Genomic DNA, 24,597 nt, shown 5'->3' with positions numbered 1-24,597 from the left:
TCAGGCTTCGGGTGGCGCAAATGGGTCGCGGTGGCGTCCATAAGGATCGGTCCGAAGGACCTGAACGCAAGTGCATCGCTACGGGCGAAGTTCAACCTAAATATGGGTTGATCCGCTTTGTGACGGGGCCGGATGGTCAGGTCTTTCCGGATGTCGCGGCAAAACTGCCGGGACGTGGTGTCTATGTCGCGGCGGATCGCAGCGCGCTGGACAAGGCCGTGGGTAAAAAGCTGTTTGCACGTGGATTCAAGGCGCAAGTCAGCGTGCCTAACGATCTCGCGGATGAAGTTGAGCGTCAGATTGCGCGCCGTGTGATCGAGTTGGTGAGCCTTGCGCGCAAATCCGGTGATGCGATCGCCGGTTACGAAAAGGTCAAGACGTGGCTGGACCGGGAAGAGGCCCAGGTACTGATACAAGCCTCTGATGGATCGGGGCGCGGCAAGTCGAAACTGAGCACGCCGCACTTCGGAACATACATCGGCTGGCTGACGGCGGACGAGCTGGGACAGGCATTTGGGCGCCAAACCGTGATTCATGCGGCGCTCGCCTCTGGCGGACTCGCCAAACGTGTTGTAGAGGAAGCGCAGCGCCTGCGTGGCTTGCGCGAAACGGATGACGGCGGCAGGGGCCGCGCGGAAGGGTAAGAAGCTTTATGAGCGATAATGACGGCAAAAAGACATTGGGTCTTCGTGGCGGGGCACGCCCCGGAAATGTGAAACAAAGTTTCAGCCACGGACGTACCAAGAATGTCGTGGTGGAGACCAAACGCAAGCGCGTGGTGGTTCCCAAGCCGGGTGCCGGCAAGCCGGGTGGCGGAGCAACGCCCTCGGGTGATCCGTCGCGCCGCCCTGCCGGGATTTCCGATGCGGAGATGGCCCGCCGGATGAAGGCGCTGCAGGCCGCCAAGGCCCGTGAGGTGGAAGAGGCCGCCGCCCGCGAGGCAGCTGAAAAAGCGCGTGAAGAAGAACGCGCTCGTCGTCGTGCGGAGCAAGAGGCTAAGGAACGCGAACAGCGTGAGGCCGAAGAACGTGCACGTGCCAAGGCCGAAGAAGAAGATCGCAAGCGCAAAGAGGCTGAAATAGCGGCCCAACGCGCTGCTGCTCCGGCTGCACCGGCAGAGCCCAAGGCGGCTGCTCCGCGCAGCCCGGCGAACAAGCCAGCACCGGCTGCAACGCCGCGGAAAAACGATCGCGAGCGTGAACAGCGCGGCAATCGTGGCAAAGGCCGTGATGACAACCGCCGGTCCGGCAAGCTGACACTGGGTCAGGCCACGGGCGGCGAAGGCAATCGTCACCGCTCTATGGCGGCGATGAAGCGCAAGCAGGAGCGGGCGCGCCAGAAAGCCATGGGTGGTACGGTCGAGCGCGAAAAGGTAATCCGCGACGTACAGCTGCCCGAGGCGATCACGGTGTCAGAGCTGGCCAACCGTATGGCCGAGCGTGTGGCAGACGTTGTCAAATCGCTGATGAACATGGGCATGATGGTCACGCAGAACCAGACCATTGATGCCGATACAGCCGAGCTGATCATCGAAGAATTCGGTCACAAAGTGACCCGTGTCTCTGATTCGGATGTCGAGGACGTCATCAAAGAGGTCGAAGACGACGACAAAGATCTGAAATCGCGCCCACCGGTCATCACCATCATGGGTCACGTTGACCACGGCAAAACCTCGCTGCTGGATGCGATCCGCGATGCTCGGGTTGTGGCGGGCGAAGCGGGTGGCATCACCCAGCACATCGGTGCCTATCAGGTGACAACCGATAGCGGCACCACGCTGTCCTTCCTGGATACGCCGGGCCACGCGGCCTTTACCTCGATGCGCTCGCGCGGTGCTCAGGTCACGGATATCGTGGTTCTGGTTGTTGCCGCCGATGACGCGGTGATGCCGCAGACGGTCGAAGCGATCAACCACGCGAAAGCGGCCGGAGTGCCGATGATCGTGGCGATCAACAAGGTCGACAAGCCGGGCGCGAACCCGGACAAAGTGCGCACCGATCTGCTGCAGCACGAAGTCATCGTCGAGAAAATGTCGGGTGAAGTTCAGGACGTCGAAGTTTCTGCCATCACCGGTCAGGGTCTGGATGAGCTGCTGGAAGCCATCGCGCTGCAATCCGAGATTTTGGAGCTGAAAGCCAACCCGAATCGCGCCGCCCAGGGTGCCGTGATCGAGGCGCAGCTGGACGTGGGTCGCGGCCCCGTCGCCACTGTTCTGGTTCAGAACGGCACGCTGCGTCAGGGCGATATCTTCGTCGTAGGTGAGCAATACGGTAAAGTCCGTGCGCTGATCAACGACAAGGGTGAACGCGTCAAGGAAGCTGGCCCTTCGGTTCCTGTCGAGGTTCTGGGTCTGAACGGCACGCCTGAAGCGGGCGACGTTCTGAACGTGACCGAGACCGAAGCGCAGGCCCGAGAGATCGCGGAATACCGCGAACAGGCCGCCAAGGACAAACGCGCTGCCGCCGGCGCCGCAACGACCCTTGAGCAGTTGATGCAGAAGGCCAAGGAAGACGAGAACGTCAACGAACTGCCAATTCTGATGAAAGCAGACGTTCAGGGCTCGGCTGAGGCCATCGTTCAGGCGATGGAGAAGATCGGCAACGACGAGGTGCGCGTGCGCGTGCTGCACTCGGGTGTAGGTGCGATTACCGAAACCGATGTCGGCCTGGCCGAAGCATCCGGTGCGCCGATCCTGGGCTTCAACGTGCGTGCCAATGCGTCGGCGCGGAACACTGCGAACCAGAAGGGCGTGGAAATCCGCTACTACTCGGTGATCTACGATCTGGTCGATGACGTGAAAGCTGCCGCATCGGGCCTGCTGAGCGCCGAGATCCGCGAAAAGTTCATCGGTTATGCCGAGATCCGCGAAGTCTTCAAGGTTACCGGCGTCGGCAAGGTTGCTGGCTGTCTGGTCACCGAAGGTGTGGCGCGTCGTTCCGCGGGCGTCCGCCTGCTGCGCGACAACGTGGTGATCCACGAAGGCACGCTGAAAACGCTGAAGCGCTTCAAGGACGAAGTGGCCGAGGTTCAGTCAGGTCAGGAATGCGGGATGGCGTTCGAGAACTACGACGATATCCGTGCAGGCGACGTGATCGAAATCTTCGAGCGTGAAGAGGTCACCCGCACGCTGGATTGATCCGGTTCGGAATGAGAGTTTGGAAACAGCGGCTCAATTGGGCCGCTGTTTTGTTTTTGTGAATGGTTGCGAACCTTCGATTGTACGTATGAGATTTTCGGAATCCACTCGGTACGGTGCTTTTAATAATCCTGTCCTAATTATGAGGTGAGTCTGACTTCAAGGTCGGCTGTGCGGACAAAACGGGCCTTGGCCTTGTCTATCTTCGGATCAATAGAGGGTGTCTATCAGGGTGTAAATTCGTTCTTCATTTTGCTGAAACAAGCACAATGCTGCGTCTCTTGTGCTCACGAAATCCATACTTGAAGTAAACAGTTGTTCACAATCTGCGTTGCGGCTTGCGATCCACTGACGCTGGTTCGACCGCAAGTCTTTCTTTTCGAGGTTGTTCTTCCTAGCAATTGCCCTATCGTATACGCGCCCGAGGATGCTGTCGCTCTGCATAAGTTCTTTATCGATGCAGAAGAGCTGTTCCACTTTGGTTGTCGCCTTCGCGCAGTTGAAACTAGGGCCGAATGGCAGCAGTCGAACGTCTGGTCCCATCGTATTGATAATACCGTCTACGCAAGCTTTGCGTTCCCCGTGAATTGGCTTGGGGTCATCAACACGACGGTAAAAGCCAAAGCAACGAGCCGAGATTTCTGTCATCCACTTCATTTCCCCCGGCCCATAGAGATCGGAAAACATTTCGAGTGTACCAAAGGGAAATCCGTTTGAGACTGCGAATTCTGCAATAGCTTCATTGCACAAATTGTGGCGAACACCAGATGCAGAACACGAATGAATTCCCAACATAGAACCCTTCGTCAAGATTGAATAATCTCCGGCGGGAAAGAGGATCATAGCACAAGATGACGCGCATTCTTGATGTGCGATGACCCCAAATGAATTTGCTGTGATGCGTTTCGCCAGTTCAACAGCAGCGGCGACATTTCCGCCTGGGCTAGTCACTAACAGTGCACGAAAATTTGGTGGATGTGCACTTATCGCGTCCTCGAAGCGAGCCGCATCGCCGGTTTCGATAGCACCTCTACCGACAACCAGCGTGACCTTGTCATTGATGGGAGATGGCTCCACTTTGAATGACATAGACAATGCCGATAGGGGTAAGCAAATCAGACTGAGTGTGGAAAACGCCAAATAGCGAAAAATCGACCGCGTAATTCGCGAATAGGCGATAAAGAAGTTCATCTCTGCTTTGCTCTGAGTTTCTGTCGGTCAAGCATGACCAAAAAGTTGCCTTTCAAGCAATACGGTTTGTACTTCGGTTCTGACAATGTCTCCTTTGGGCTCGAACCGGGCGTTCGAAGCTTGGCTACAAAGGTAAGGTTTGTAATGGTTGTGTTAATTTCCGGGGAAAATATCAAATCAGTTGATTTTCAATGCCTTTGACTACCGATTTGCCGGCAAAAACGTTCCTCGATGCATGATGATATCGAAGTGCTGCATGCCCTTTAGCAAATCGAAACTAACCGAATGCCCGCCTTTGCGCAGGGCTTCTGCATAATCGCGACTTTGGCGGATGAATTCCGGCGTGTCCCGTTCCGCCACTGTCACGTAATAGCGTGGGCCGGGGGGTGGCAGGTGCAGGATCGGGGACAGATCATGTACCTCGACCGGGGTCAGCTGCAGCGGGTCGTTTACCGAGGTTAGGCTGATCGGTTCCAGATCATAGATGCCGCTGATCAGGATAACATAGCGCACGCGCAATCCCGCGCGGGCCAACGCATCAGCGGAGGTCGCCATGACCATGGCCACCAGATGCGCGCCAGCACTGTGTCCCGAAAGGGTGATCCGCGATGGATCAAAGCCCAAATTGAACGCGTTTTCTGCCAGCCAAAGCAAGGCGTCGTGGCATTCGTTGACCATCTGATCCAGCCGCGCATCCGGGGCCAGCGTGTAGTTCAACGTGGCAAAGGATTGCTCGGCCTCGATCAGTGCGGGGGCCATCATCGCTGATTCGCGCTGGCTGAGTGCTTGCCAATAGCCACCGTGGACAAAGATATACAGCGGCGCGCCTGCTCCTTTCGCGGGAAAGAAATCCAGCACTTGCGCTGGCGAATCGCCATAGGCAAGGTTTTCCCGTACCTCCATCCTTGTCCGGTGCTGCGCGCTGAGTGCGGTGTAGCTGTCTAGATAAGGTGTCAGATCGCCACCGATCATCGAACTTGGGGAGTATTCACGCTCCAGTTCGTCCTGTGAGAACCCTCGATACAGCATCGCCTAATCCTGCCCCGCATACATCAATTCGGTGCGCACATCGTAGAGGTCGTGGAAGAAGCGTAAATCCAGGGCCTTGCGCAGAAAGGACACGCCGCTGGACCCACCTGTGCCGGGTTGGTTGCCGATGACACGTTCCACAGCCGTGACATGGTCAAACCGCCAGCGCTGAAACAGGGATTCGACGTCCATGAGCTTTTCGGCCAATGCGTATAGGTCCCAATACTTGTCCGTATCGCGGAACACCTGCCCCCAAATCTTCACCACGCGGTTGTCGCCGGAATAAGGCTGCGCATAGTCCCGGTTCAACAAGTCATCCGGCACATCGAAACCCTGACGGGACAACATATGCAGCACCTCGTCATACAAGGACGGTTTCGTCAGTGCGGCGTCTAGCATCGCCATCACTTCGGGATCATGTGCGTGAACCTTCAGGGTCGAGGCATCCTTGTTGCCCAAAATGAACTCAATTTGACGATAGCCGTAACTTTGAAAGCCCGAAGAACTACCAAGCGCCTCGCGGAAGGTCATGTAGTCGGCCGGCGTCATGGTCAGCAACGTCTCCCAAGCCGAGATCAGCTGGCGCTGAATCGCCTTGACCCGGTCGAGGTTCTTCATCGCAGGGCCGAATTCGTCCTGTTGCAGGAACCGGCGCACCTCGACCAGTTGGTGATGCATCAGTTTCAGCCACAGCTCGCTGACCTGATGGATGATGATGAACAGCATTTCATCCGGCTGCGCAGGGTCCTGAAACGTTTTTTGCAGGTTCAACAGGGTCTTGAGCTGCAGGAAGTCGCCATAGCTCTTGCGATGGGTTTCCGCGAAATCGGTGACCAGAGTGTCCTCGATTCCTCGTTCCAGATACCGGTCCTTGTCGCCCATGTGCTCCTCCAAACGCCCGAGTTCACCCCTGTTTAGGGTCTGACCCCGCGCAATTCCAGAGCGTTAAGTCCAGTCCAGAACAACTTTGCCGGACTGACCTGATTTCATCGCGTCAAAACCTGCGGCGAAATCGTCGACCTTCATCTGGTGCGTGATGACCCGGCTGACGTCCAGACCGTTCTGCAACATGGCGATCATCTTGTACCATGTTTCGAACATTTCACGCCCATAAACACCTTTGATGGTGATGGCCTTGAAGACGATACGGCTCCAATCCACCGGGGATTTTCCGGGGGGAATACCCAGCAAGGCGATTTTGCCGCCCATCACCAGTGCCTCGACCATCTGGTCCAGTGCGGCTTGCGAACCGGACATCTCCAAGCCAACGTCAAACCCCTGCTGCATACCAAGCTCGGTTATGACGTCTTGCAGGTCTTCCTTGCTGACATCCACGGACCGCAGGGTAGGCACGACGTGTTCAGCCAGCTTTAGACGATCCGGGTTGATATCGGTTATCACCACATGCCGTGCGCCTGCATGCCGGGCGACGCCGGCTGCCATGATACCGATAGGGCCTGCGCCCGTGATCAGAACGTCTTCGCCCAGCAGGTCGAAGCTGAGCGCAGTATGAACGGCGTTGCCCAAAGGATCGAGAATGGCTCCGATTTCGTCAGGTACGTCTTCAGGCAAGGGCACCACGTTGAAGGCAGGAAGTTTCAGGTATTGGGCAAAAGCCCCCTGTTCGTTTACACCGATGCCCCGTGTACCAGGATCCAGATGGAACTTGCCCGCTCGGCTTTGGCGACTGTCGGTGGTGATCAGATGCCCTTCGCCAGAACAGCGCTGGCCAATCTCAAGCCCCGTTACATTGCGCCCTATCTCAACAATCTCGCCCGCGAATTCATGGCCCGTGATCATCGGGATCGGCACCGTGGCTGCAGCCCAGTCATCCCAGTTCCAGATATGAATATCCGTTCCGCAGATGCCGGTCTTGTTGATGCGGATCAGAACCTCGTCCGCGTCGATTTCGGGCACCGGGGCCTGCACCATCCACAGACCTTCCTCGGGTTTGGATTTCTCCAAAGCCTTCATTGTGTTGGGGCGCATCAGATCACTCCCAATTCTTTTCCGACCTTGCCAAAGGCGATCAGCGCACGGTCCAATTCGTCCCTTGTTAGAGCCGCATTCATCTGTGTTCTGATCCGTGCCTGACCACGTGGGACCACTGGGAAAAAGAAGCCCGAGACATAGACGCCTTCGTCGAACAGGCGCGACGCCATATCTTGCGCCAGTTGCGCCTCGCCCAACATGACTGGGATGATGGGGTGTTCGCCGGGCAGGAGGTCAAAGCCCAGATTTTCCAATCCTGCACGCCAGTACTTCGCGTTGCCGAACAGTTGCGCGCGCAGCATGTCGCCCTCTTCGACCAAGCGGATTGCTTCCAATCCGGCGGCGACGATGGAGGGTGGCAGCGAGTTTGAGAACAGGTAAGGCCGCGCCCGCTGCCGCAGCAGGTCGATCACTGGCTGCGGCCCGGCGATGTAACCGCCGATAGCTCCCCCAAGTGCCTTGCCCAAGGTTCCCGTCAGAATGTCCACGTCGACACCGAAGTGATCCGGAGTGCCCGCTCCGTTTGGCCCCATGAAGCCGGTGGCGTGGCAGTCATCCACCATGACGATGGCATCGTATTTGTCCGCCAGCTCGCGGATTTTCGGCAGGTTGGCCAAATAGCCATCCATTGAGAACACGCCATCGGTCGCGATCATGATGTGCCGCGCACCATCCTCGCGCGCCTGTTTCAACCAAGCCTCAAGATCGTTCATGTCATTGTTCATGTACCGATAGCGCTTAGCTTTGCACAACCGCACACCGTCGATGATCGAGGCGTGGTTCAGACTGTCCGAGATGATGGCGTCTTCAGGCCCTAACAAAGGCTCAAACAACCCTCCATTCGCGTCGAAGCAGGCGGCGAACAGGATGGAATCGTCCTTGTTCAGGAACTTGGCCAGCTTCTGTTCCAACTCACAGTGAATGTCCTGCGTACCGCAGATGAAGCGGACCGAAGCCATGCCGAACCCCTTGGGTTCCATCGCGCCTTTGGCGGCCTCAATCAAAGCAGGATGATCGGCCAGACCCAGATAATTGTTGGCGCACAGGTTGATGACCTTCCGATCGCCCACCGTAATCTCACCGCCCTGAGGCGAAGTGATCATTCGTTCGCGCTTGTAAAGACCTTCTGCTTCGATCTGCGTGAGGGTGTCCGTGATGTGGGACAGGAATGCATCTGCCATGGCGATCTCCTTGCTCTGAGTCGCGTATCTAACATAACGGATGCGTTTCCCAAATAGGGGAATGGCAAAATTACGGAAAAAAATCCGTGAAGGCGGAATTTCGCTGGAATTAGGCGTTTTTGACGATCAGGAAAACGCGCGCTGGCCCATTGGCGATGATTGTATGAGCGATGTCTGCCGAATAGCGCGCCGTATCTCCCTGTTTCAGGTCGCTGATGGCAGATCCCGAAGTCACACGAACCGCGCCTTCCAGCACGGTCAACTGCTCGCGCGCGCCGCGGGCATGAGGTTGGCTGTTCAGAGCGCCGTCTTCGTCGAACTGAATGTCATAGACTTCGTGCCCGCCGGCCTCTTCGGGTGGCGACAAAATGCGGATACGGCAATTCTGTCCCATATTGTCGATGCTGGGCACCTCGGATTTCCGGAGAACTTCGATCTGGTCTGTGTTGTTCGCGTCTTCGAGTAAACCCGCGAAATCCACCTGCAGCGCACGCGTCAGGTTCCAAAGGGTCGAGATTGTCGGGCTGCTTTCGCCCCTCTCGATCTGGCTGACCATGGATCTGGATACGCCGCTGAGGTTTGCCACGGCTTCAAGTGACAGGCCCTTGGCGCGGCGCGCCTCTTTCAGGCGTGCGGGCAGGCGTGTTAGGATATCATCTGGGTTTTCCGTCATGACGGAATCTCATGCGCGTTTGTCCGTCACATGTCAATTCTGCTTGTGACGGTACGTTCCATGGGACAGCCTGATGCCGCAGATGCATAGTGCTGTTAAATTCCGGAGGAGTAGAGACATGAAAGACATCGTGATTCTTGATGGTGCCCGCACCGCGATTGGTACTTTTGGCGGGGCGCTGGCATCAACTTCGCCGATTGATCTTGCGACCGTGGTGACGGAAGCGGCGATGGAACGATCTGGGGTCGAGCCGACCCAGATCGGCAGCGTTGTTTTTGGCCACGTGATCAACACCGAGCCACGTGATATGTACCTGTCGCGCGCCGCTGCAAAAAAAGCGGGCATTCCGAACGAAACACCTGCGATGAATGTGAACCGCCTGTGCGGGTCGGGGGCGCAAGCGATTGTGTCCGCTGTGCAGTCTCTGATGTTGGGTGATGCAGAATTTGCCGTGGCCGGAGGTGCCGAAAGCATGTCGCGCAGTCCCTACATCGTTCCGCAGGCGCGCTGGGGTGCGAAGATGGGAGATGTCAAATCTCTGGACATGATGTTGGGCGCACTCAACTGTCCTTTTGGAACCGGGCATATGGGTGTGACGGCCGAAAATGTGGCGGATGAGCATCAAGTCACCCGCGAGCAGATGGACGAATTTGCGCTGACCAGCCAGGCGCGGGCTGCTGCTGCGATTGGGGCTGGCTATTTTGAAAGTCAGATCGCGCCGGTTCAGGTCAAAGTCAAACGCGACATGGTCGATTTCATGGTCGACGAACACCCCAAGCAAACCTCGGCAGAGGCGCTGGCAGGACTGCGCCCGGCGTTCAAGAAGGACGGTCGGGTGACGGCCGGGAACGCGTCCGGCATCAACGACGGTGCCGCCGCGATGGTTCTGGCTACGGCTGAAGCAGCTGAGAAAGCGGGTCTGAAGCCCAAGGCGCGCATTCTTGGATATGGTCACGCTGGTGTCCGTCCCGAGGTTATGGGGATCGGACCGGTTCCGGCTGTACAGAACCTGTTGGCGCGTACGGGCCTGTCGATTGAGGATTTTGATGTGATCGAAAGCAACGAGGCCTTCGCGTCGCAAGCCTTGGCCGTAAACAAAGAACTGGGGCTGGATGCCGCCAAGGTGAATCCGAACGGGGGGGCAATTGCTTTGGGGCACCCGGTGGGCGCTACAGGCGCGATCATCACCCTTAAGGCGTTGTATGAGCTGGAACGCATCGGGGGATCAAAGGGCTTGGTCACGATGTGCATTGGTGGCGGCCAGGGTATCGCCATTGCCTTCGAGCGAATCTAATCCGGATCGGGTAGGGGGGCTGTCTGCCCCCCCCATCACGCTTGCGGGATTTCCCCCGAGGATATTTTTGGCCAGGTGAAGCTGGCGGATTTGCCTTAGGTGAAGGCTGTCAGGAGCAGGACAATTGCGGCGCCAGCAGCGGCGCCGATGGCTGCCGGAAGAATGGCCGCCGATAGGCCTCTGTTTTGAGTGTCGTCCTTATGCGTCTGCGCGATCAGCGCATTTTCCACCAAAGCGGGCAGGCGCGGGCCAAAGCGGGCCAGTACCATGGCGGTTTTGCCAAAATCCCGTAGTGCTGCGCGGGGGCCGATGGATTGCTTGATGTAATCTTCGACAACCGGGCGGGCGACTTCCCAGATGTTGATGCGCGAGTCCAGCGACCGCGCCACGCCTTCGACGACCACCATTGTCCGTTGCAGCAGGATCAGTTCCGTGCGGGTTTCCATGCCGAACCGTTCTGTCACCTCGAACAGGTAATTCAGTAGGCGTCCCATCGAAATATGAGTGGCATCCATGCCAAAGATAGGCTCGCCGACCGCGCGCAAGGCGCGGGCAAACTCGTCGACGTCCCTGTCGGCAGGAACATAGCCAGCTTCGAAATGCACTTCGGCCACGCGTTTGTAGTCGCGGCGAATAAAGCCAAAGAGGATCTCGGCATAAACCCGGCGGGTATATTCGTCGATATGACCCATGATGCCATAGTCGTAGGCAATGATGTCCCCATTGGCCGCGACCTTCAGGTTGCCCTGATGCATGTCAGCGTGGAAAAAACCGTCTCGAAGTGCGTGCAGCAGGAACAAGCGCAGCACGCGTTCCGCCAGATCGCCACGGTCGTGCCCGGCGGCGTCCAGCGCGGCATTGTCGCCCAGTGGAACTCCGTCGGCCCAGCTGAGCGTCATCACGCGGCGGGCTGACAGGGACCAGACGACAGGGGGCAGCCAGAAACCTGCGTCGTTCTTGGTGTTGGCCGCATATTCCGACGCGGCAGCGCTTTCCAGCCGCAGGTCGAGCTCGCCGCGTACGACGCCGTCGAAATGTTCGATCACCTCCATCGGGCGCAGGCGGCGCGCACCGGGGGCGAATAGCTGCACGATGCGTGCGGCGAAATAAAATGCGTCTACATCCTTGCGGAAGGCGCGTTCAATGTTTGGGCGCAGAACTTTGACCGCTACGTCTTCGCCGGTGCTGACCAGCTTGGCCTTGTGGACCTGAGCAATGGATGCAGCAGCGATGGGTTCGCTGAATTCGCTGAAGATTTCAGAAACTGGCTGACCCAGTTCTTTTTCCACTTCGGCCATAGCTTCGGAGCGGGAAAACGGGGGAAGCTTGTCCTGCAGCACGCGCAATTGTTCGGCCAACTCATCCCCGACCACATCGGGACGGGTCGACAATACCTGACCAAACTTGATGTATGCCGGTCCAAGCGCCGTCAGCGCCCTTGTCGCGGGGGGCATGTCAGGATCGCCTTTGTAACCCAGCCATTGGAACGGTTTTCCCAAAGCATGCGCCAGAAACCGCAGTGCGCGCGGAGCCTCGAACGCGTCCAGCACAACGTTCATGGCGCCTGTGCGCTCAAGAGTGGCGCCTGTGCGGATCAGGCGAATGATGTTGTGTGGTCCGCGCATCAGATTTTCCAGCCGGAATGCAGCGCGGCGATGCCCATGCTCAGGTTGCGGTACTTGGCATTTTCAAATCCGGCCGCGCGGACCATGCCCAGAAACGTTTCCTGATCCGGGAAATTGCGGATCGATTCGACCAAGTATTGATAGCTGTCGTAGTCATTGGCGATGAGTTTCCCCATACGCGGGATGACGTTGAAGCTGTAAAGATCGTAGAGCTTTTGCAGCCCGTCATTAGGCAATTGACTGAATTCCAGCACCATCAGTCGGCCGCCGGGTTTCAACACACGGAATGCTTCGTTCAGGGCCTCCTGCGGGCGGGTCACGTTCCGGATGCCAAACGAGATGGTGTAGACGTCGAATGTGTTGTCGTCGAAGGGCAGAGCCATCGCGTCGCCGACCACCCAGTTCAGGCTGTCGGCCATCTGGTCGGCCTCGGCGCGCTGTCGGCCTTCGACCAACATCGGTTCGGTCAGGTCCAGCACGGTAGCATGGCCATAGCCCGCGCGTTTCAAAAAGCGGAACGAGATATCTCCGGTGCCACCTGCGACATCCAGCAGGCGCTGGCCTGGGCGCGGCGCAAGCCAGTCCATCATCGCGTCTTTCCAGACCCGGTGAATGCCCATCGACATGACATCGTTCATCACGTCATATTTCGAGGCGACCGAGTTAAACACGCCCTGTACACGCCCGGCCTTTTCAGCCTCACGTACGGTTTCGAACCCAAAATGAGTGGTCTTGTCGCTGTTGTCGGACATTAGCCTTGCCGTTTTTCGAATTTCGCCTCTGTTATAGGGCTCTGGAACCGGGGCACAATGCGGCCCTTTGGAATAGGAGCCGTGTAATGCCGGAATTGCCCGAGGTCGAGACAGTAAGACGCGGCCTGAGCCCAGCGATGGAAGGCGTGGTGATCGACCGGGCAGATGTGAATCGCCCCGATCTGCGCTGGCCTTTCCCTGAACGGATGGCCGAGCGGTTGACCGGGCAGACGGTTCAAAAATTGCGTCGTCGGTCAAAATACATTCTTGCCGATCTCAGCAGTGGTGAAACCTTGTTGATCCATTTGGGCATGTCAGGCCGGATGACCGTATCCGGCGATCCGCTTGGGCAATTCGTGCATGAACATCCGATAACCCAAAAACATGACCATGTGGTCTTTTACATGGCGAATGGCGCACGTGTCACGTTCAACGATCCGCGCCGGTTTGGTGCGATGGACCTATTGCAGACAGCAACTGCGGACGATCACAAGCTGCTGTCTGTCCTCGGGCCTGAACCTTTGGGTAATGATTTTCACGAACAACATCTGATCGATGCGTTTCGGGGAAAGAACACTCCGATCAAATCGGCGCTGCTGGATCAGGGAATCGTTGCCGGCCTGGGCAATATCTACGTGTGCGAGGCGCTATTTCGAGCCGGAGTGTCGCCACGTCGCAAAGCCGGCCAAATTTCTGCGACCCGAGTCGCAGCACTTGTTCCGATCATCAGGAAGGTATTGCAGGACGCCATCGAAGCAGGTGGATCTTCCCTACGCGATTTCCGCCAAGCCGATGGAGAACTTGGATATTTTCAGCACAGCTTTGACGTCTATGGCCGTGAGGGAGAACCCTGCAGGACTGACGGTTGTGGGGCTCCAATCAAAAGAATCACCCAGTCCGGTCGCTCATCCTTCTACTGTGCGCAATGCCAAAGATAGCTTGATCCAGCGAATGCGCGTGGTAAGGAATCGTACCTGAACGGAACAACCGGAAGCTTTCACCTCATGGCTTTTGAGACGATCATCGTCGAAATCGAAGACCACGTCGCCCTTATCAAGCTCGACAGGCCCGATGCGCTGAACGCGCTGAACTCACAACTGGCGCAGGAATTGTGCTCGGCATTGGAAGATGCGGATAGCAACGACAAAGTGCGCTGCATCGTCATCACCGGGTCGGACAAGGCGTTCGCTGCGGGCGCGGACATCAAGGAAATGTCCGAGATGAGCTTTGTGGACGTCTACAGCTCGAACCTGTTTGGTGCTCTGAACGACCGCGTGTGCGCGATCCGCAAGCCCATCATCGCTGCCGTAGCCGGATATGCGTTGGGCGGCGGGTGCGAACTTGCGATGTTGTGCGATTTCATCATCGCAGCGGACACTGCCAAATTTGGCCAACCTGAGATCAATCTTGGCGTCATTGCCGGGCTTGGGGGCAGCCAGCGTCTGACGCGGTTTGTCGGCAAGTCCAAATCCATGGACATGAACCTGACCGGCCGTTTCATGGACGCAGAAGAAGCTGAACGCGCTGGCCTTGTCAGCCGCGTCGTTCCCGCCAAGAAGCTGATGGATGAGGCGATGGGCGCAGCCCAGAAGATTGCCGAAAAATCCCAACTGTCCGCTATGGCAGCCAAGGAGTCGGTAAACCGCAGCTATGAGCTGCCGCTGAGCGAAGGCATGCTGTTCGAACGCCGCGTGTTCCATTCAATGTTCGCGACCGAAGATCAGAAAGAAGGCATGGCCGCGTTCCTGGAAAAACGCGCCGCGCAATTCCGCGACAAGTAAGCGGTGCCCTGATCAAATCGAAACCGGCGGGCCTTTGCCCGCCTTTTTCATACCGGCTATGCGCATCAAAAGAATCGGCTTGGCAAACACGGCCAACTTGGGTAGTAACCGCCACCATACATGCGCGTGCGGCCCGCTTGGCCCGACTCACACTCGTGATTTCTGATCCGGTGCGGATTTTCCGTGGCGCGCAACCCTAGACAACGTACCGAACCAAAGGTCAGAGACACACATGGCTAATTCGCCCCAAGCAAAAAAACGCGCTCGTCAGAACGAGAGCCGTTTCGCAATCAACAAAGCACGTCGTTCGCGCATCCGCACCTACCTCCGTAAGGTAGAAGAAGCGATCGCATCCGGTGACAAGGATGCTGCAACCGCAGCACTGCGCGCAGCTCAGCCTGAACTGATGCGCGGCGTCACAAAAGGCGTTTTCCACAAGAACACCGCGTCGCGTAAAATGTCGCGTCTGTCGGCTCGTGTAAAAGCGCTGGGCTAAGGCTTGGGTTGACCTGGGGTCAACCAAACAAGGTGAAATGATGGAAAATGCGCCGCGTCCTGCGGCGCTTTTTTTTTGCTGTTGCCGGAAAGCCGCGCCTTCACAAACCCGAGAGATTCTTTCGGCGAAAGATACGAGTCAATATCAGAGTTTCGTTGCCGGATGCATTGGCCTCTTGCTACCACTGTTACAGCGATTCACTCGCTTGGGGGGACAGGCTGTTCTAACGACCAAACTGACGGGCATCAGGACGGTCAGGAACGAATGTTGGCAACTGGTTTGCTAATCTGCTGCGGTCCTTGGGTAACCAGGGAACCAAGCCCTGTCGAATATGAGATTGCGTTGCGCAACCCTGTTTTCAGGGCGTTCCGGGTATGGAGCGCCGGCAGATTGGGGTGTGCAGACTTTCTAAAACACACCCGCCAAACTTCTGCGGTTTGGTGTTGGTATCCCTTTGCGTGTGAAAGCTTAATCCGGGCAACCGGAAAATAGCAATAAGGCCGACAGGCCAATAAAGAATGGGATGCGTGAGGCGCTTAATGACACAAGAGAAATGGGGACTACTACGTAACAAGTTGCTCAAGGCCATCGGAAAAAACAACTACACGACCTGGATCGAACCTCTTGAATTCCAAGAGCTGCAGGACGGCGTAGCGGTGTTTTCCGTGCCGACAAACTTCATGGGCAACTATGTCAGTCAGAACTTTGCGGATCTCATATTGTATGAGATGAACACCGCAGGGGAAACGGTTCAACGACTGGCCTTTCGCGTCGCTGCCAACTCACCGGCGCGCCCTAAGGCAGAGGCCGAATCCGAGCCGACAATTGTGCGGGATGCACCTGTTGCGCCGCAGATGGAAGCCGCGAATGGCGCATTTGAGTCCTTGCAGGCTGCGCCGCTGGATTCCCGCTTTACCTTCGACAGTTTTGTTGTCGGTAAACCCAACGAACTGGCCCATGCCGCGGCGCGTCGTGTGTCCGAAGGTGGTCCTGTGACCTTCAACCCGCTGGTTCTTTACGGTGGTGTTGGTCTGGGTAAGACGCACCTGATGCACGCTATTGCATGGGAGCTGAAAACAAAGCACCCCGAGTTGAACGTGCTCTATTTGTCGGCGGAACAGTTCATGTACCGCTTTGTGCAGGCCTTGCGCGAACGCCGAATGATGGACTTCAAACATCTGTTCCGGTCGGTTGACGTGTTGATGGTGGACGATGTGCAGTTCATCGCCGGCAAAGATTCGACGCAGGAAGAGTTCTTCCACACCTTCAATGCTCTGGTGGACCAGAACAAACAGATCATCATCTCGGCCGACCGCGCCCCGGGTGAGATCAAGGATCTTGAGGATCGGGTGAAGTCCCGTCTGCAATGTGGTTTGGTGGTCGATCTGCACCCAACCGACTATGAACTGCGCCTGGGCATCCTGCAAAACAAGGTGCAGCAGTACAGCAGCACATATCCCGACCTGACAATTGCCGATGGTGTCCTGGAATTCCTGGCGCACCGGATCTCGACTAATGTTCGCGTGCTGGAAGGTGCTCTGACCCGTCTGTTCGCTTTTGCCTCGTTGGTGGGACGCGAGATCGACCTGGAGCTGACGCAGGACTGTCTGGCAGATGTGCTGCGCGCATCCGAGCGCAAGATCACTGTCGAAGAGATTCAGCGCAAGGTTTCGGACTATTACAACATCCGCCTGTCCGACATCATTGGACCTAAACGCCTGCGGTCTTATGCCCGCCCGCGTCAGGTTGCGATGTATCTGTGCAAGCGACTGACCAGTCGGTCCCTGCCGGAAATCGGGCGCCGGTTCGGAGGACGTGACCACACGACTGTCATGCACGGCGTAAAACGCATCGAAGAGCTGAAAACCACAGACGGCCAGATTGCCGAAGATGTGGAAATGCTGCGGCGCGCGCTGGAAGCTTGAGCTCCTACTCATATCACTTGAGAAACGCCCCGGACCCTCACGCCCGGGGCGTTTTCTTGTGCGCTATTTTCCACGGTTGGAAATGAACTGTGCTTGCTGGGCCACGCGGCCCTTGACGCTTTGGGCAATCCGGCCGAGAAATCCATAAAAAATCCTTGTGCCTCAGGGCGGAACCGCTAACGTGCCAGTCCCGCCCATTTCGGCACGCAAGTCAGAGGAATTAAGGGTATGAAGATCAGCATCGAACGCGGCACCCTTCTCAAGGCCGTTTCCCAGGCCCAATCTGTTGTCGAACGCCGCAACACCATTCCCATACTTGCCAACGTTTTGATCGAAGCTGAGGGCGATCAGGCCATGTTCCGGGCGACCGACTTGGATATTGAAGTTGTCGACAAAGCGCCCGCACAGGTCGAAAAGGCCGGGGCCACAACTGTCGCCGCAACGACGTTGCATGAGATCGTGCGCAAACTACCCGATGGTGCGTTAGTGACATTGACCGCCGACAGCGCCGCAGGGCGTCTGACGGTTGAAGCCGGCCGGTCGAATTTCTCATTGGCGACGCTGCCAAAGGAAGACTTCCCTGTGATGGCGTCTTCGGAATACCAGTCGAACTTTACCGCCTCGGCAGCCCTGCTGCGCCGGTTGTTCGATAAGTCGAAATTCGCCATTTCGACCGAAGAGACGCGTTATTATCTGAACGGCGTCTATATGCATGTGGCCGACGGGTCCGAAGGCGGCAAGGTGCTGCGCTGTGTGGCCACCGATGGCCACCGCCTTGCGCGCATCGACGCGGATCTGCCCGATGGCGCTGCAGACATGCCCGGTGTGATTGTGCCGCGCAAAACCGTAGGCGAACTGCGGAAGCTGCTGGACGACGATGAGATGGATATCGCCGTGTCGGTCAGTGAAACGAAGGTGCGCTTTGCAACCCCGGACATCACGCTGACCTCAAAAGTGATTGACGGGACCTTCCCGGATTACACACGTGTGATTCCTCAGGGCAATACGCGCCAGCTGGAAGTCGATGCTGCTGAGTTTGCAAAGGCCGTGGACCGGGTTGCAACCGTGTCCTCTGAGCGGTCTCGTGCGGTAAAGCTTCAGCTGGATACCGATAAACTGGTACTTTCCGTCAACGCCCCGGATAGCGGCGCGGCCGAGGAAGAACTGGCCGTGGCCTATGGCGACGAGCGGCTGGAGATCGGATTCAACGCCAAGTACCTGCTGGAAATCGCCTCTCAAGTAGATCGTGAGAACGCTGTGTTCCTGTTCAATTCAGCGGCTGATCCGACCCTGATGCGCGAAGGCAATGATCTGAGCGCGGTATACGTCGTCATGCCGATGCGCGTCTGATCGCACGGACGTGCGATGCCTCCGGCGGAAGAGATTATGAAAAGATGAAGGGAGGGGTCATGGGTTTGGCCCTGACCGAGCTTACCGTCTCGCATTTTCGGTCCCACAAGCTAGCGCGACTGTCGTTGGATGGTCGGCCTGTTGCGATTCACGGACCGAACGGGGCGGGCAAGACCAACATCCTGGAGGCGGTGTCCCTGTTTTCCCCCGGTCGCGGAATGCGGCGGGCCAGCGCGGCCGAGATGACCCGACGCCCTGAGGCGCTGGGTTGGAAACTGTCCGGGTTGCTGCAGGCGCAGGGGCGACAATACGAGATTGAAACCTGGTCCGAGGGCGGTGTCGCCCGGCAGGTCCGCATTGATGGCAAGGCGTCCAGCCAGATTGATCTGGGCAAGCTGGCGCGGATTGTCTGGTTGATCCCGTCGATGGACCGGATTTGGATTGAGGGGGCCGAAGGACGTCGGCGTTTTCTGGACCGGATCGCGCTGAGTTTCGACCCGGCCCATGCTGAGGCGTCTTTGACTTACGAAAAATCCATGCGCGAACGGAACCGTCTGCTGAAAGAGCAGGTGCGCGATGCGCATTGGTATGCAGCACTTGAAGCGCAGATGGCCGAGATGGGGTATCGTATCCACGCGGCGCGGCTTTCGGCGCTTGATCATCTGCGCGCGGCGCAGGATCAGGCGGAAACTGCGTTTCCATCTGCGGAATTGGAGCTGGTACAGACCGAAGGTGCGATGCCGGAAACGGAAGCGGAACTGCGCGAAGCACTAAGTGAAAGCCGGTTCCGCGATCTGGCGGCTGGACGTACGCTGGTCGGACCGCATCGGTCGGACGTGTACGGGGTGTTCGCTGCCAAGGGCGTTCCGGCCAAGGATTGTTCGACCGGTGAGCAGAAGGCCTTGTTGGTCTCATTGATCCTGTCGAACGCGCGGGCCTTGGCGAGTATGATCGGCGCGCCCCCGATCGTGTTGTTGGACGAGGTGGCGGCGCATCTGGACGCGGACCGGCGCGCGGCGCTGTATGATGAGATTTATGCGCTGGGTGCTCAGGCCTGGATGACGGGCACCGGGCCTGAGCTGTTTGCGGAACTGGGCGACCGGGCCCAAACGTTGATCGTGAGTGATGGCTTTGAGGGCTCGATCGTGTCCGCTTAGGCCGGCTCGCCGACTTTACGTTCCCACAGGAAGCCGCGCATGACTTCGTCGACCGGGGTTTTTGCCATGTGGTTCACGTAGTTCGACATGGTTTTTTGCGCCAGGCCGAGAACCACATCCAAAACAGCGCGGTGAGAGTAGCCCGCATCAAAGAATGCCTGCAGCTGTGCTTCGGTCGGGTTGCCGCGGGTTTCCATCATTTGCAGGGTGAAGGTGCGCAGTGCTTCAAGCTTGGCCGAAGGTAGCGGGGTTTCATTGCGCAGGGCTTCGGTGATTTCGTCCGAAACCTTCATCATCTTGGCGATGCCGGTATGAGCGGGCACGCAATAGTGGCATTCGTTTTCCACATTGATGGTCTGCCAGACGACGGTTTTCTCATCATTGTCGAAATCGGTCTGCATGAACAGGCCGTGCAGCACCTGATAGCCTTCCAGATGCTGGGGACTTTCGGCCATGACCTTGTGCAGGCCGGGAAGGCGGCCAAAAGCGGCTTGCGATTTTTCCAGTAGCGGTTTGGACCCTTCGGGGGCGGATTCGAGATCATGTGACGGGAAATTGGCCATGTCGGAACTCCTTTTCTGGCGCGTTCAGGCAGAAATAGTCTTTCTTGAGTGATCACTCAAGTATATATTTGAGCAATCGTTCAAGAATTGGTGAAGGTGATGCCTCGCAAACCCGAATATGACCGTGATGACCTGATTGCCCGGGCCAGGGATGTTTTCTGGCGTCAGGGTTGGGCTGGTACATCCCTGAAAGACCTTGAGCGCGAGTTGAAGTTGAAACCCGGCAGTTTCTATGCGGCATTTGGGTCCAAGGACGCGCTTTATGGGCTGGCGTTGGACCGCTACGCGCAAGAGGGTGCCGCGCGGCTGAGGGCATTGGCTGACCGGGTAGGTCCGCTCGAGGCTTTAAAGGCGCAGCCGCGTTTGGTTATTGAGGCAAGCGGAGCGCCCGCGAAGGCTTGTATGTTGGCCAAGACCTACGCTGAATTGCAGGCCAAGGATCACGAGCTCGCCGGTCGGGCGGGTGTTCTCATGTCCGAGATGAAGGCCTGCTTTGCAGAGCTGTTCCGTCAGGCGCAAGAGGCCGGGGATATCGCCCTAAACCACGATCCGAACCGACTGGCGACGCGCTATCAATCTGACCTTTTGGGGCTGCGTTTGTCGGCCGAGCGCAGTGATGTCGACGCCCATGAAATCGCAGCGGACATAGCGGCCGATATCGACCGTTTGTAGGGATTCGGCAGTCAGCTGCCGAAAGAAACTAAATCACGCAAGACCGACACAAAATGTTGGGGTAGCGCGTGACAATCCCCCCCAGAAAACGTATAAGTTACCAAAATAATATAGGTACTGACGGCATGTCCGAAGACGCACAGGCACCACAGGAATACGGTGCAGATTCCATCAAAGTTCTCAAAGGGTTAGAGGCAGTTCGAAAGCGCCCTGGTATGTATATCGGGGATACGGACGATGGCTCGGGTCTGCACCATATGGTGTATGAGGTCGTTGACAACGGGATTGACGAAGCGCTGGCCGGTCACGCGGACCATGTAACCGTCAAAATCCACGCGGATTCCAGCGTCTCGGTCAGCGATAATGGTCGCGGAATTCCCGTCGATATTCACCCCGAAGAAGGTGTGTCCGCAGCAGAAGTGATCATGACCCAGCTGCATGCTGGCGGCAAGTTCGACAGCAATTCCTACAAGGTGTCCGGCGGTCTGCACGGCGTGGGCGTTTCGGTGGTGAACGCACTGTCCAACTGGCTGGAATTGCGTGTCTGGCGCAATGGTAAGGAGCACGTTGCGCGGTTCGAAGGTGGTGAGACGGTCGAGCATCTGAAAGTTGTCGCTGAGTGCGGTGATCGGACCGGAACCGAAGTGCGGTTTCTGGCGTCGTTGGATACGTTCTCAAACCTGGAATATTCATTCGAGACGCTGGAAAAGCGTCTGCGCGAACTGGCCTTCCTGAACTCGGGTGTACGGATCATTCTGATTGATGAACGCCCGGCAGAACGGTTAGAGACCGAGCTGTTTTACGAAGGCGGCGTCAAAGAATTTGTCAAATACCTGGACCGCTCCAAGACCTCCGCAATGCCCGAACCGATCTATATCAAGGGTGAGCGCGACGATATCGGTGTCGAAATCGCCATGTGGTGGAATGACAGCTATCACGAGACAGTCCTGCCCTTCACCAACAACATCCCACAGCGCGATGGCGGAACCCATATTGCCGGTTTCCGCGGTGCGCTGACCCGGACCATCAACAATTACGCCCAGACCAGCGGGATCGCGAAAAAGGAAAAGGTCAGCTTTACCGGCGACGATGCGCGCGAGGGTCTGACCTGTGTGCTGTCGGTCAAAGTCCCCGACCCTAAATTCTCGTCCCAGACCAAGGACAAGCTGGTGTCATCCGAAGTGCGCCCTGCAGTCGAAGGTCTGATGAACGAAAAGCTGGCTGAATGGTTCGAAGAAAATCCGAACGTGGCCAAGATTATCGTTGGCAAAATTATCGAGGCTGCTCTGGCCCGTGAAGCCGCCCGCAAGGCGCGCGAGCTGACGCGCCGCAAAACGGCGATGGATGTTAATTTTCTGGCCGGTAAGCTCAAGGATTGTTCGGAAAAGGATCCGACCAAAACCGAAGTCTTTCTGGTTGAGGGTGATTCCGCAGGCGGATCAGCGCAAACGGGCCGCGATCGGCAAACTCAGGCGATCTTGCCTCTCAAGGGTAAAATCCTGAACGTCGAACGTGCACGGTTTGACCGGATGTTGTCATCTCAGGAAATCGGCAACCTCGTCATGGCGTTGGGCACCGGGATCGGGCGAGATGAGTTCAATATCGAAAAACTGCGCTATCATAAAATCGTCATTATGACCGATGCGGACGTCGACGGTGCGCATATCCGGACATTGCTGTTGACGTTCTTCTACCGGCAGATGCCTGAGCTGATTGAGGGCGGTTATCTCTACATCGCTCAACCGCCGCTTTACAAAGTGGCGCGCGGAAAATCCGAAGTGTACCTGAAGGATCAGGCGGCGATGGATGAATACCTGGTCAACCAAGGTGTCGAAGGGGCCGTGCTGAAGCTCGGTTCTGGCGAAGAGATTTTAGGTCAGGATCTGACGCGCATTGTCGACGAAGCGCGTCAGTTGAAGCGCGTTTTGGACGCCTTCCCAACCCATTATCCACGCCACATCCTGGAACAGGCCGCTGTTGCAGGCGCCTTTGTGCCAGGCGCGGTCGATGCGGATTTGCAGGGCGTTGCAGACAAGGTCGCTGCGCGTCTCGACCTGATCGCGCTGGAATACGAACGCGGCTGGCAAGGCCGGATCACGCAGGATCACGGCATCCGCCTGGCGCGCATTCTTCGCGGTGTCGAAGAGGTGCGTACTCTGGACGGCCCGATGCTGCGTTCGGGTGAGGCGCGTAAGACCGGCAGCTTTACCCAAAGTCTGCAAGAGATCTACAACACCCCGGCAACGCTGGTCCGTCGCGACCGGTCACAGGCAATTCACGGCCCGCTGGATCTGTTGCGCGCCATTCTGGAAGAGGGTGAAAAGGGCTTGTCGCTGCAACGCTACAAAGGTCTGGGTGAGATGAACCCGGATCAGCTCTGGGAAACAACGCTGGACCCGGACGCACGTACGCTTTTGCAGGTGCGGGTGGACGACATGGTTGAAGCGGATGACCTATTCACCAAACTGATGGGCGACGTGGTGGAGCCTCGCCGCGAGTTTATCCAGCAAAATGCGCTGAGCGTGGAGAACCTGGATTTCTAGGCGTTTGTAGGTGCGCCCATAGCTTTGCATTTCGCCCAAAGATTTGCATTTTTGGCCCAAAACTCTGGGCGTATTAACCTTCAACTTTCTTAGTTCGAGGTTCCATATCTTCGGGTCTCATTCTTTGCTTGTTTAGCGCCATCGACGTATTGCCGGGGAAGGTTTTCGGATGGCCGCTTCCAGCCCAAAGCAGACATTCATTGCAGGGCTTTGCAAATTCCAAGAGCGGACGAAGCAGACTTTATCGTGGTGCCACTCAATCTTAGGGACAAAGCCGAGTAGAAATGCGCCCTACTTGGAATTGGCATCTCAATTGCGAGGTGAGCCTCCCCAACTGAACTGGTCCACCGTTATGCTTAGGAAACGGAGGACCACGAATGGCAAACAAGAGACCGAAGCCCGAAGAGATTGTCTCGAAGTTACGGCAGGTTGAAGTTCTGATGGGGCAAGGCATGTCCCGACTTGATGCGATTGAGCAGCCTCATCTGACTGGTCCAAGTTGATTGTTAGTGCATGATCGGCCTGTGATCCATCGGGATGATGGTTTCGGGCGCTGGCGGGCGATAGCCCAGAGCACTGTGGGGGCGTTTTGTGTTGTAGTGTCTCCTCCATTGTTCGATCAGGATTTGTGCTTCGCGCAAACTGTAGAAGATCTCACCGTTGAGCAACTCGTCCCTGAACCTGCCATTGAAACTTTCACAGTATCCGTTCTCCCACGGGCTCCCAGGTTCAATGTAAGCCGTCTGGGCGCCAACTGCGGTGATCCAGTCTCGGACGGCCTGGGCGATGAATTCTGGCCCATTGTCTGAACGTATGAAGCGGGGTGCACCCCGCAGTATGAACAGATCCGTCAGGGCATCGATCACATCGACCGAGTTCAGCTTGCGCTTCACTCTAATCGCTAGGCACTCCCGGCTGTGCTCATCAAGGATGTTCAGCGTCCGAAAAGCTTTGCCATCGTCAGTTCGACAATGAACGAAGTCATAGCTCCATACATGATTGCGATACTCCGGCCTCAGCCGAACGCACGATCCGTCATTCAACCAGAGCCGCCCCTTCTTCGGTTGTTTCATTGGCACTTTCAGCCCCTCTCGCCGCCAGAGCCGTTCAACCCGCCCATCGCTGACAGACCATCCAGCCTCTCTCAGCAGCGCAGCGATCCTGCGATAGCCATATCGGCCATATTGACGGGTCAGCTCGATCATGTCGGCGACCGGCCTGTCCTCGTCCGCGCGGC

At 57.3% G+C, this 24,597-nt stretch carries 21 protein-coding genes and 1 pseudogene; 12 read left to right on the top strand and 10 right to left on the bottom strand.

Going from position 1 to position 24,597, the window contains the following annotated elements:
* Positions 1-20 precede the first annotated feature (20 nt).
* Complete coding sequence (locus DHN12_RS19210; RefSeq protein WP_058272981.1) at positions 21-644, top strand: RNA-binding protein; 624 nt, start codon at positions 21-23, stop codon at positions 642-644.
* A gap of 8 nt (positions 645-652) precedes the next feature.
* The gene (gene infB, locus DHN12_RS19205) at positions 653-3,136 is read left to right on the top strand and encodes a translation initiation factor IF-2 (protein ID WP_058272980.1); all 2,484 of its coding nucleotides are present in this window, start codon (positions 653-655) and stop codon (positions 3,134-3,136) included.
* A gap of 210 nt (positions 3,137-3,346) precedes the next feature.
* On the opposite strand, the gene DHN12_RS19200 is transcribed toward infB, so the two are convergent.
* The 6 genes from DHN12_RS19200 to DHN12_RS19175 form a co-directional block, all read right to left on the bottom strand.
* Positions 3,347-4,327, bottom strand: a complete 981-nt coding sequence (locus tag DHN12_RS19200) for a lysozyme inhibitor LprI family protein (RefSeq protein WP_108861628.1) — start codon at positions 4,325-4,327, stop codon at positions 3,347-3,349.
* Between the two features lie 201 nt (positions 4,328-4,528).
* Positions 4,529-5,356, bottom strand: coding sequence for an alpha/beta hydrolase (locus DHN12_RS19195; protein ID WP_108861627.1), 828 nt, complete (start codon positions 5,354-5,356; stop codon positions 4,529-4,531).
* Positions 5,357-5,359: 3 nt separating this feature from the next.
* The gene (locus DHN12_RS19190; RefSeq protein ID WP_108861626.1) at positions 5,360-6,238 is read right to left on the bottom strand and encodes a tryptophan 2,3-dioxygenase; all 879 of its coding nucleotides are present in this window, start codon (positions 6,236-6,238) and stop codon (positions 5,360-5,362) included.
* Between the two features lie 63 nt (positions 6,239-6,301).
* Positions 6,302-7,330, bottom strand: coding sequence for an L-threonine 3-dehydrogenase (tdh, locus tag DHN12_RS19185; RefSeq protein WP_108861703.1), 1,029 nt, complete (start codon positions 7,328-7,330; stop codon positions 6,302-6,304).
* Between the two features lie 14 nt (positions 7,331-7,344).
* Positions 7,345-8,529 carry a glycine C-acetyltransferase gene (locus tag DHN12_RS19180; protein ID WP_108861625.1) on the bottom strand — a complete coding sequence of 395 codons (1,185 nt, stop codon included), beginning with the start codon at positions 8,527-8,529 and terminating at the stop codon, positions 7,345-7,347.
* Between the two features lie 109 nt (positions 8,530-8,638).
* Positions 8,639-9,202, bottom strand: coding sequence for a helix-turn-helix domain-containing protein (locus DHN12_RS19175; RefSeq protein WP_108861624.1), 564 nt, complete (start codon positions 9,200-9,202; stop codon positions 8,639-8,641).
* Between the two features lie 118 nt (positions 9,203-9,320).
* On the opposite strand from DHN12_RS19175, the gene DHN12_RS19170 reads away from it, so the two are divergent.
* Complete coding sequence (locus DHN12_RS19170; RefSeq protein WP_108861623.1) at positions 9,321-10,496, top strand: acetyl-CoA C-acyltransferase family protein; 1,176 nt, start codon at positions 9,321-9,323, stop codon at positions 10,494-10,496.
* A 95-nt stretch (positions 10,497-10,591) separates the two neighbouring features.
* On the opposite strand, the gene ubiB is transcribed toward DHN12_RS19170, so the two are convergent.
* Together ubiB and ubiE are read right to left on the bottom strand one after the other, a co-directional pair.
* Positions 10,592-12,121 carry a 2-polyprenylphenol 6-hydroxylase gene (ubiB, locus tag DHN12_RS19165; RefSeq protein WP_108861622.1) on the bottom strand — a complete coding sequence of 510 codons (1,530 nt, stop codon included), beginning with the start codon at positions 12,119-12,121 and terminating at the stop codon, positions 10,592-10,594.
* Positions 12,121-12,873 carry a bifunctional demethylmenaquinone methyltransferase/2-methoxy-6-polyprenyl-1,4-benzoquinol methylase UbiE gene (ubiE, locus tag DHN12_RS19160; protein ID WP_058272973.1) on the bottom strand — a complete coding sequence of 251 codons (753 nt, stop codon included), beginning with the start codon at positions 12,871-12,873 and terminating at the stop codon, positions 12,121-12,123. Before ubiE ends, ubiB begins: the two co-directional genes overlap by 1 nt.
* Before the next feature lie 86 nt (positions 12,874-12,959).
* Here ubiE and mutM point away from each other — a divergent pair, with 86 nt between their 5' ends.
* From mutM to recF, 6 genes are all read left to right on the top strand, one after another.
* Positions 12,960-13,811 carry a bifunctional DNA-formamidopyrimidine glycosylase/DNA-(apurinic or apyrimidinic site) lyase gene (mutM, locus tag DHN12_RS19155; protein WP_108861621.1) on the top strand — a complete coding sequence of 284 codons (852 nt, stop codon included), beginning with the start codon at positions 12,960-12,962 and terminating at the stop codon, positions 13,809-13,811.
* 66 nt (positions 13,812-13,877) lie between these two features.
* Positions 13,878-14,654 (top strand): enoyl-CoA hydratase, encoded by a 777-nt coding sequence (locus DHN12_RS19150; protein ID WP_058276503.1) that lies wholly within the window; start codon positions 13,878-13,880, stop codon positions 14,652-14,654.
* A 232-nt stretch (positions 14,655-14,886) separates the two neighbouring features.
* Entirely contained in the window at positions 14,887-15,150 is a 264-nt protein-coding gene (rpsT, locus tag DHN12_RS19145; RefSeq protein WP_058272970.1) for a 30S ribosomal protein S20, read from the top strand.
* A gap of 539 nt (positions 15,151-15,689) precedes the next feature.
* Positions 15,690-17,075: a chromosomal replication initiator protein DnaA gene (gene dnaA / locus DHN12_RS19140; RefSeq protein WP_108861620.1), complete on the top strand. Its 1,386-nt coding sequence runs from the start codon at positions 15,690-15,692 to the stop codon at positions 17,073-17,075.
* A 228-nt stretch (positions 17,076-17,303) separates the two neighbouring features.
* Positions 17,304-18,425, top strand: coding sequence for a DNA polymerase III subunit beta (dnaN, locus tag DHN12_RS19135; RefSeq protein WP_058272968.1), 1,122 nt, complete (start codon positions 17,304-17,306; stop codon positions 18,423-18,425).
* A gap of 59 nt (positions 18,426-18,484) precedes the next feature.
* A complete protein-coding gene (gene recF / locus DHN12_RS19130) occupies positions 18,485-19,582 on the top strand; it encodes a DNA replication/repair protein RecF (protein WP_199913550.1) in 1,098 nt (365 codons plus the stop codon).
* Here the strand turns inward: recF and DHN12_RS19125 are convergent.
* Positions 19,579-20,145 carry a carboxymuconolactone decarboxylase family protein gene (locus DHN12_RS19125; protein ID WP_108861618.1) on the bottom strand — a complete coding sequence of 189 codons (567 nt, stop codon included), beginning with the start codon at positions 20,143-20,145 and terminating at the stop codon, positions 19,579-19,581. The genes recF and DHN12_RS19125 overlap by 4 nt on opposite strands.
* Before the next feature lie 99 nt (positions 20,146-20,244).
* On the opposite strand from DHN12_RS19125, the gene DHN12_RS19120 reads away from it, so the two are divergent.
* The 3 genes and pseudogenes from DHN12_RS19120 to DHN12_RS19110 all read left to right on the top strand — a co-directional run.
* The gene (locus tag DHN12_RS19120) at positions 20,245-20,817 is read left to right on the top strand and encodes a TetR/AcrR family transcriptional regulator (RefSeq protein WP_108861617.1); all 573 of its coding nucleotides are present in this window, start codon (positions 20,245-20,247) and stop codon (positions 20,815-20,817) included.
* Positions 20,818-20,942: 125 nt separating this feature from the next.
* Complete coding sequence (gene gyrB / locus DHN12_RS19115) at positions 20,943-23,360, top strand: DNA topoisomerase (ATP-hydrolyzing) subunit B (protein WP_058272964.1); 2,418 nt, start codon at positions 20,943-20,945, stop codon at positions 23,358-23,360.
* 377 nt (positions 23,361-23,737) lie between these two features.
* Positions 23,738-23,851 (top strand): annotated as a pseudogene (locus DHN12_RS19110) (IS3 family transposase); the annotation flags it as partial.
* Positions 23,852-23,866: 15 nt separating this feature from the next.
* Here DHN12_RS19110 and DHN12_RS19105 read toward each other — a convergent pair.
* The coding region (locus tag DHN12_RS19105; RefSeq protein WP_108861616.1) for an IS3 family transposase at positions 23,867-24,597 on the bottom strand (731 nt) is incomplete at its 5' end.

Source organism: Ruegeria sp. Alg231-54, from assembly GCF_900143525.1.
Taxonomy (GTDB): domain Bacteria; phylum Pseudomonadota; class Alphaproteobacteria; order Rhodobacterales; family Rhodobacteraceae; genus Ruegeria.
This window is presented reverse-complemented; position numbering and strand designations above follow the sequence as displayed.

Coding starts and splice junctions, on each gene's coding strand:
- DHN12_RS19210 (WP_058272981.1), top strand. CDS start 21: ATGGGTCGCGGTGGCGTCCATAAGGATCGGTCCGAAGGACCTGAACGC.
- infB (WP_058272980.1), top strand. CDS start 653: ATGAGCGATAATGACGGCAAAAAGACATTGGGTCTTCGTGGCGGGGCA.
- DHN12_RS19200 (WP_108861628.1), bottom strand. CDS start 4,327: ATGAACTTCTTTATCGCCTATTCGCGAATTACGCGGTCGATTTTTCGC.
- DHN12_RS19195 (WP_108861627.1), bottom strand. CDS start 5,356: ATGCTGTATCGAGGGTTCTCACAGGACGAACTGGAGCGTGAATACTCC.
- DHN12_RS19190 (WP_108861626.1), bottom strand. CDS start 6,238: ATGGGCGACAAGGACCGGTATCTGGAACGAGGAATCGAGGACACTCTG.
- tdh (WP_108861703.1), bottom strand. CDS start 7,330: ATGAAGGCTTTGGAGAAATCCAAACCCGAGGAAGGTCTGTGGATGGTG.
- DHN12_RS19180 (WP_108861625.1), bottom strand. CDS start 8,529: ATGGCAGATGCATTCCTGTCCCACATCACGGACACCCTCACGCAGATC.
- DHN12_RS19175 (WP_108861624.1), bottom strand. CDS start 9,202: ATGACGGAAAACCCAGATGATATCCTAACACGCCTGCCCGCACGCCTG.
- DHN12_RS19170 (WP_108861623.1), top strand. CDS start 9,321: ATGAAAGACATCGTGATTCTTGATGGTGCCCGCACCGCGATTGGTACT.
- ubiB (WP_108861622.1), bottom strand. CDS start 12,121: ATGCGCGGACCACACAACATCATTCGCCTGATCCGCACAGGCGCCACT.
- ubiE (WP_058272973.1), bottom strand. CDS start 12,873: ATGTCCGACAACAGCGACAAGACCACTCATTTTGGGTTCGAAACCGTA.
- mutM (WP_108861621.1), top strand. CDS start 12,960: ATGCCGGAATTGCCCGAGGTCGAGACAGTAAGACGCGGCCTGAGCCCA.
- DHN12_RS19150 (WP_058276503.1), top strand. CDS start 13,878: ATGGCTTTTGAGACGATCATCGTCGAAATCGAAGACCACGTCGCCCTT.
- rpsT (WP_058272970.1), top strand. CDS start 14,887: ATGGCTAATTCGCCCCAAGCAAAAAAACGCGCTCGTCAGAACGAGAGC.
- dnaA (WP_108861620.1), top strand. CDS start 15,690: ATGACACAAGAGAAATGGGGACTACTACGTAACAAGTTGCTCAAGGCC.
- dnaN (WP_058272968.1), top strand. CDS start 17,304: ATGAAGATCAGCATCGAACGCGGCACCCTTCTCAAGGCCGTTTCCCAG.
- recF (WP_199913550.1), top strand. CDS start 18,485: ATGGGTTTGGCCCTGACCGAGCTTACCGTCTCGCATTTTCGGTCCCAC.
- DHN12_RS19125 (WP_108861618.1), bottom strand. CDS start 20,145: ATGGCCAATTTCCCGTCACATGATCTCGAATCCGCCCCCGAAGGGTCC.
- DHN12_RS19120 (WP_108861617.1), top strand. CDS start 20,245: ATGCCTCGCAAACCCGAATATGACCGTGATGACCTGATTGCCCGGGCC.
- gyrB (WP_058272964.1), top strand. CDS start 20,943: ATGTCCGAAGACGCACAGGCACCACAGGAATACGGTGCAGATTCCATC.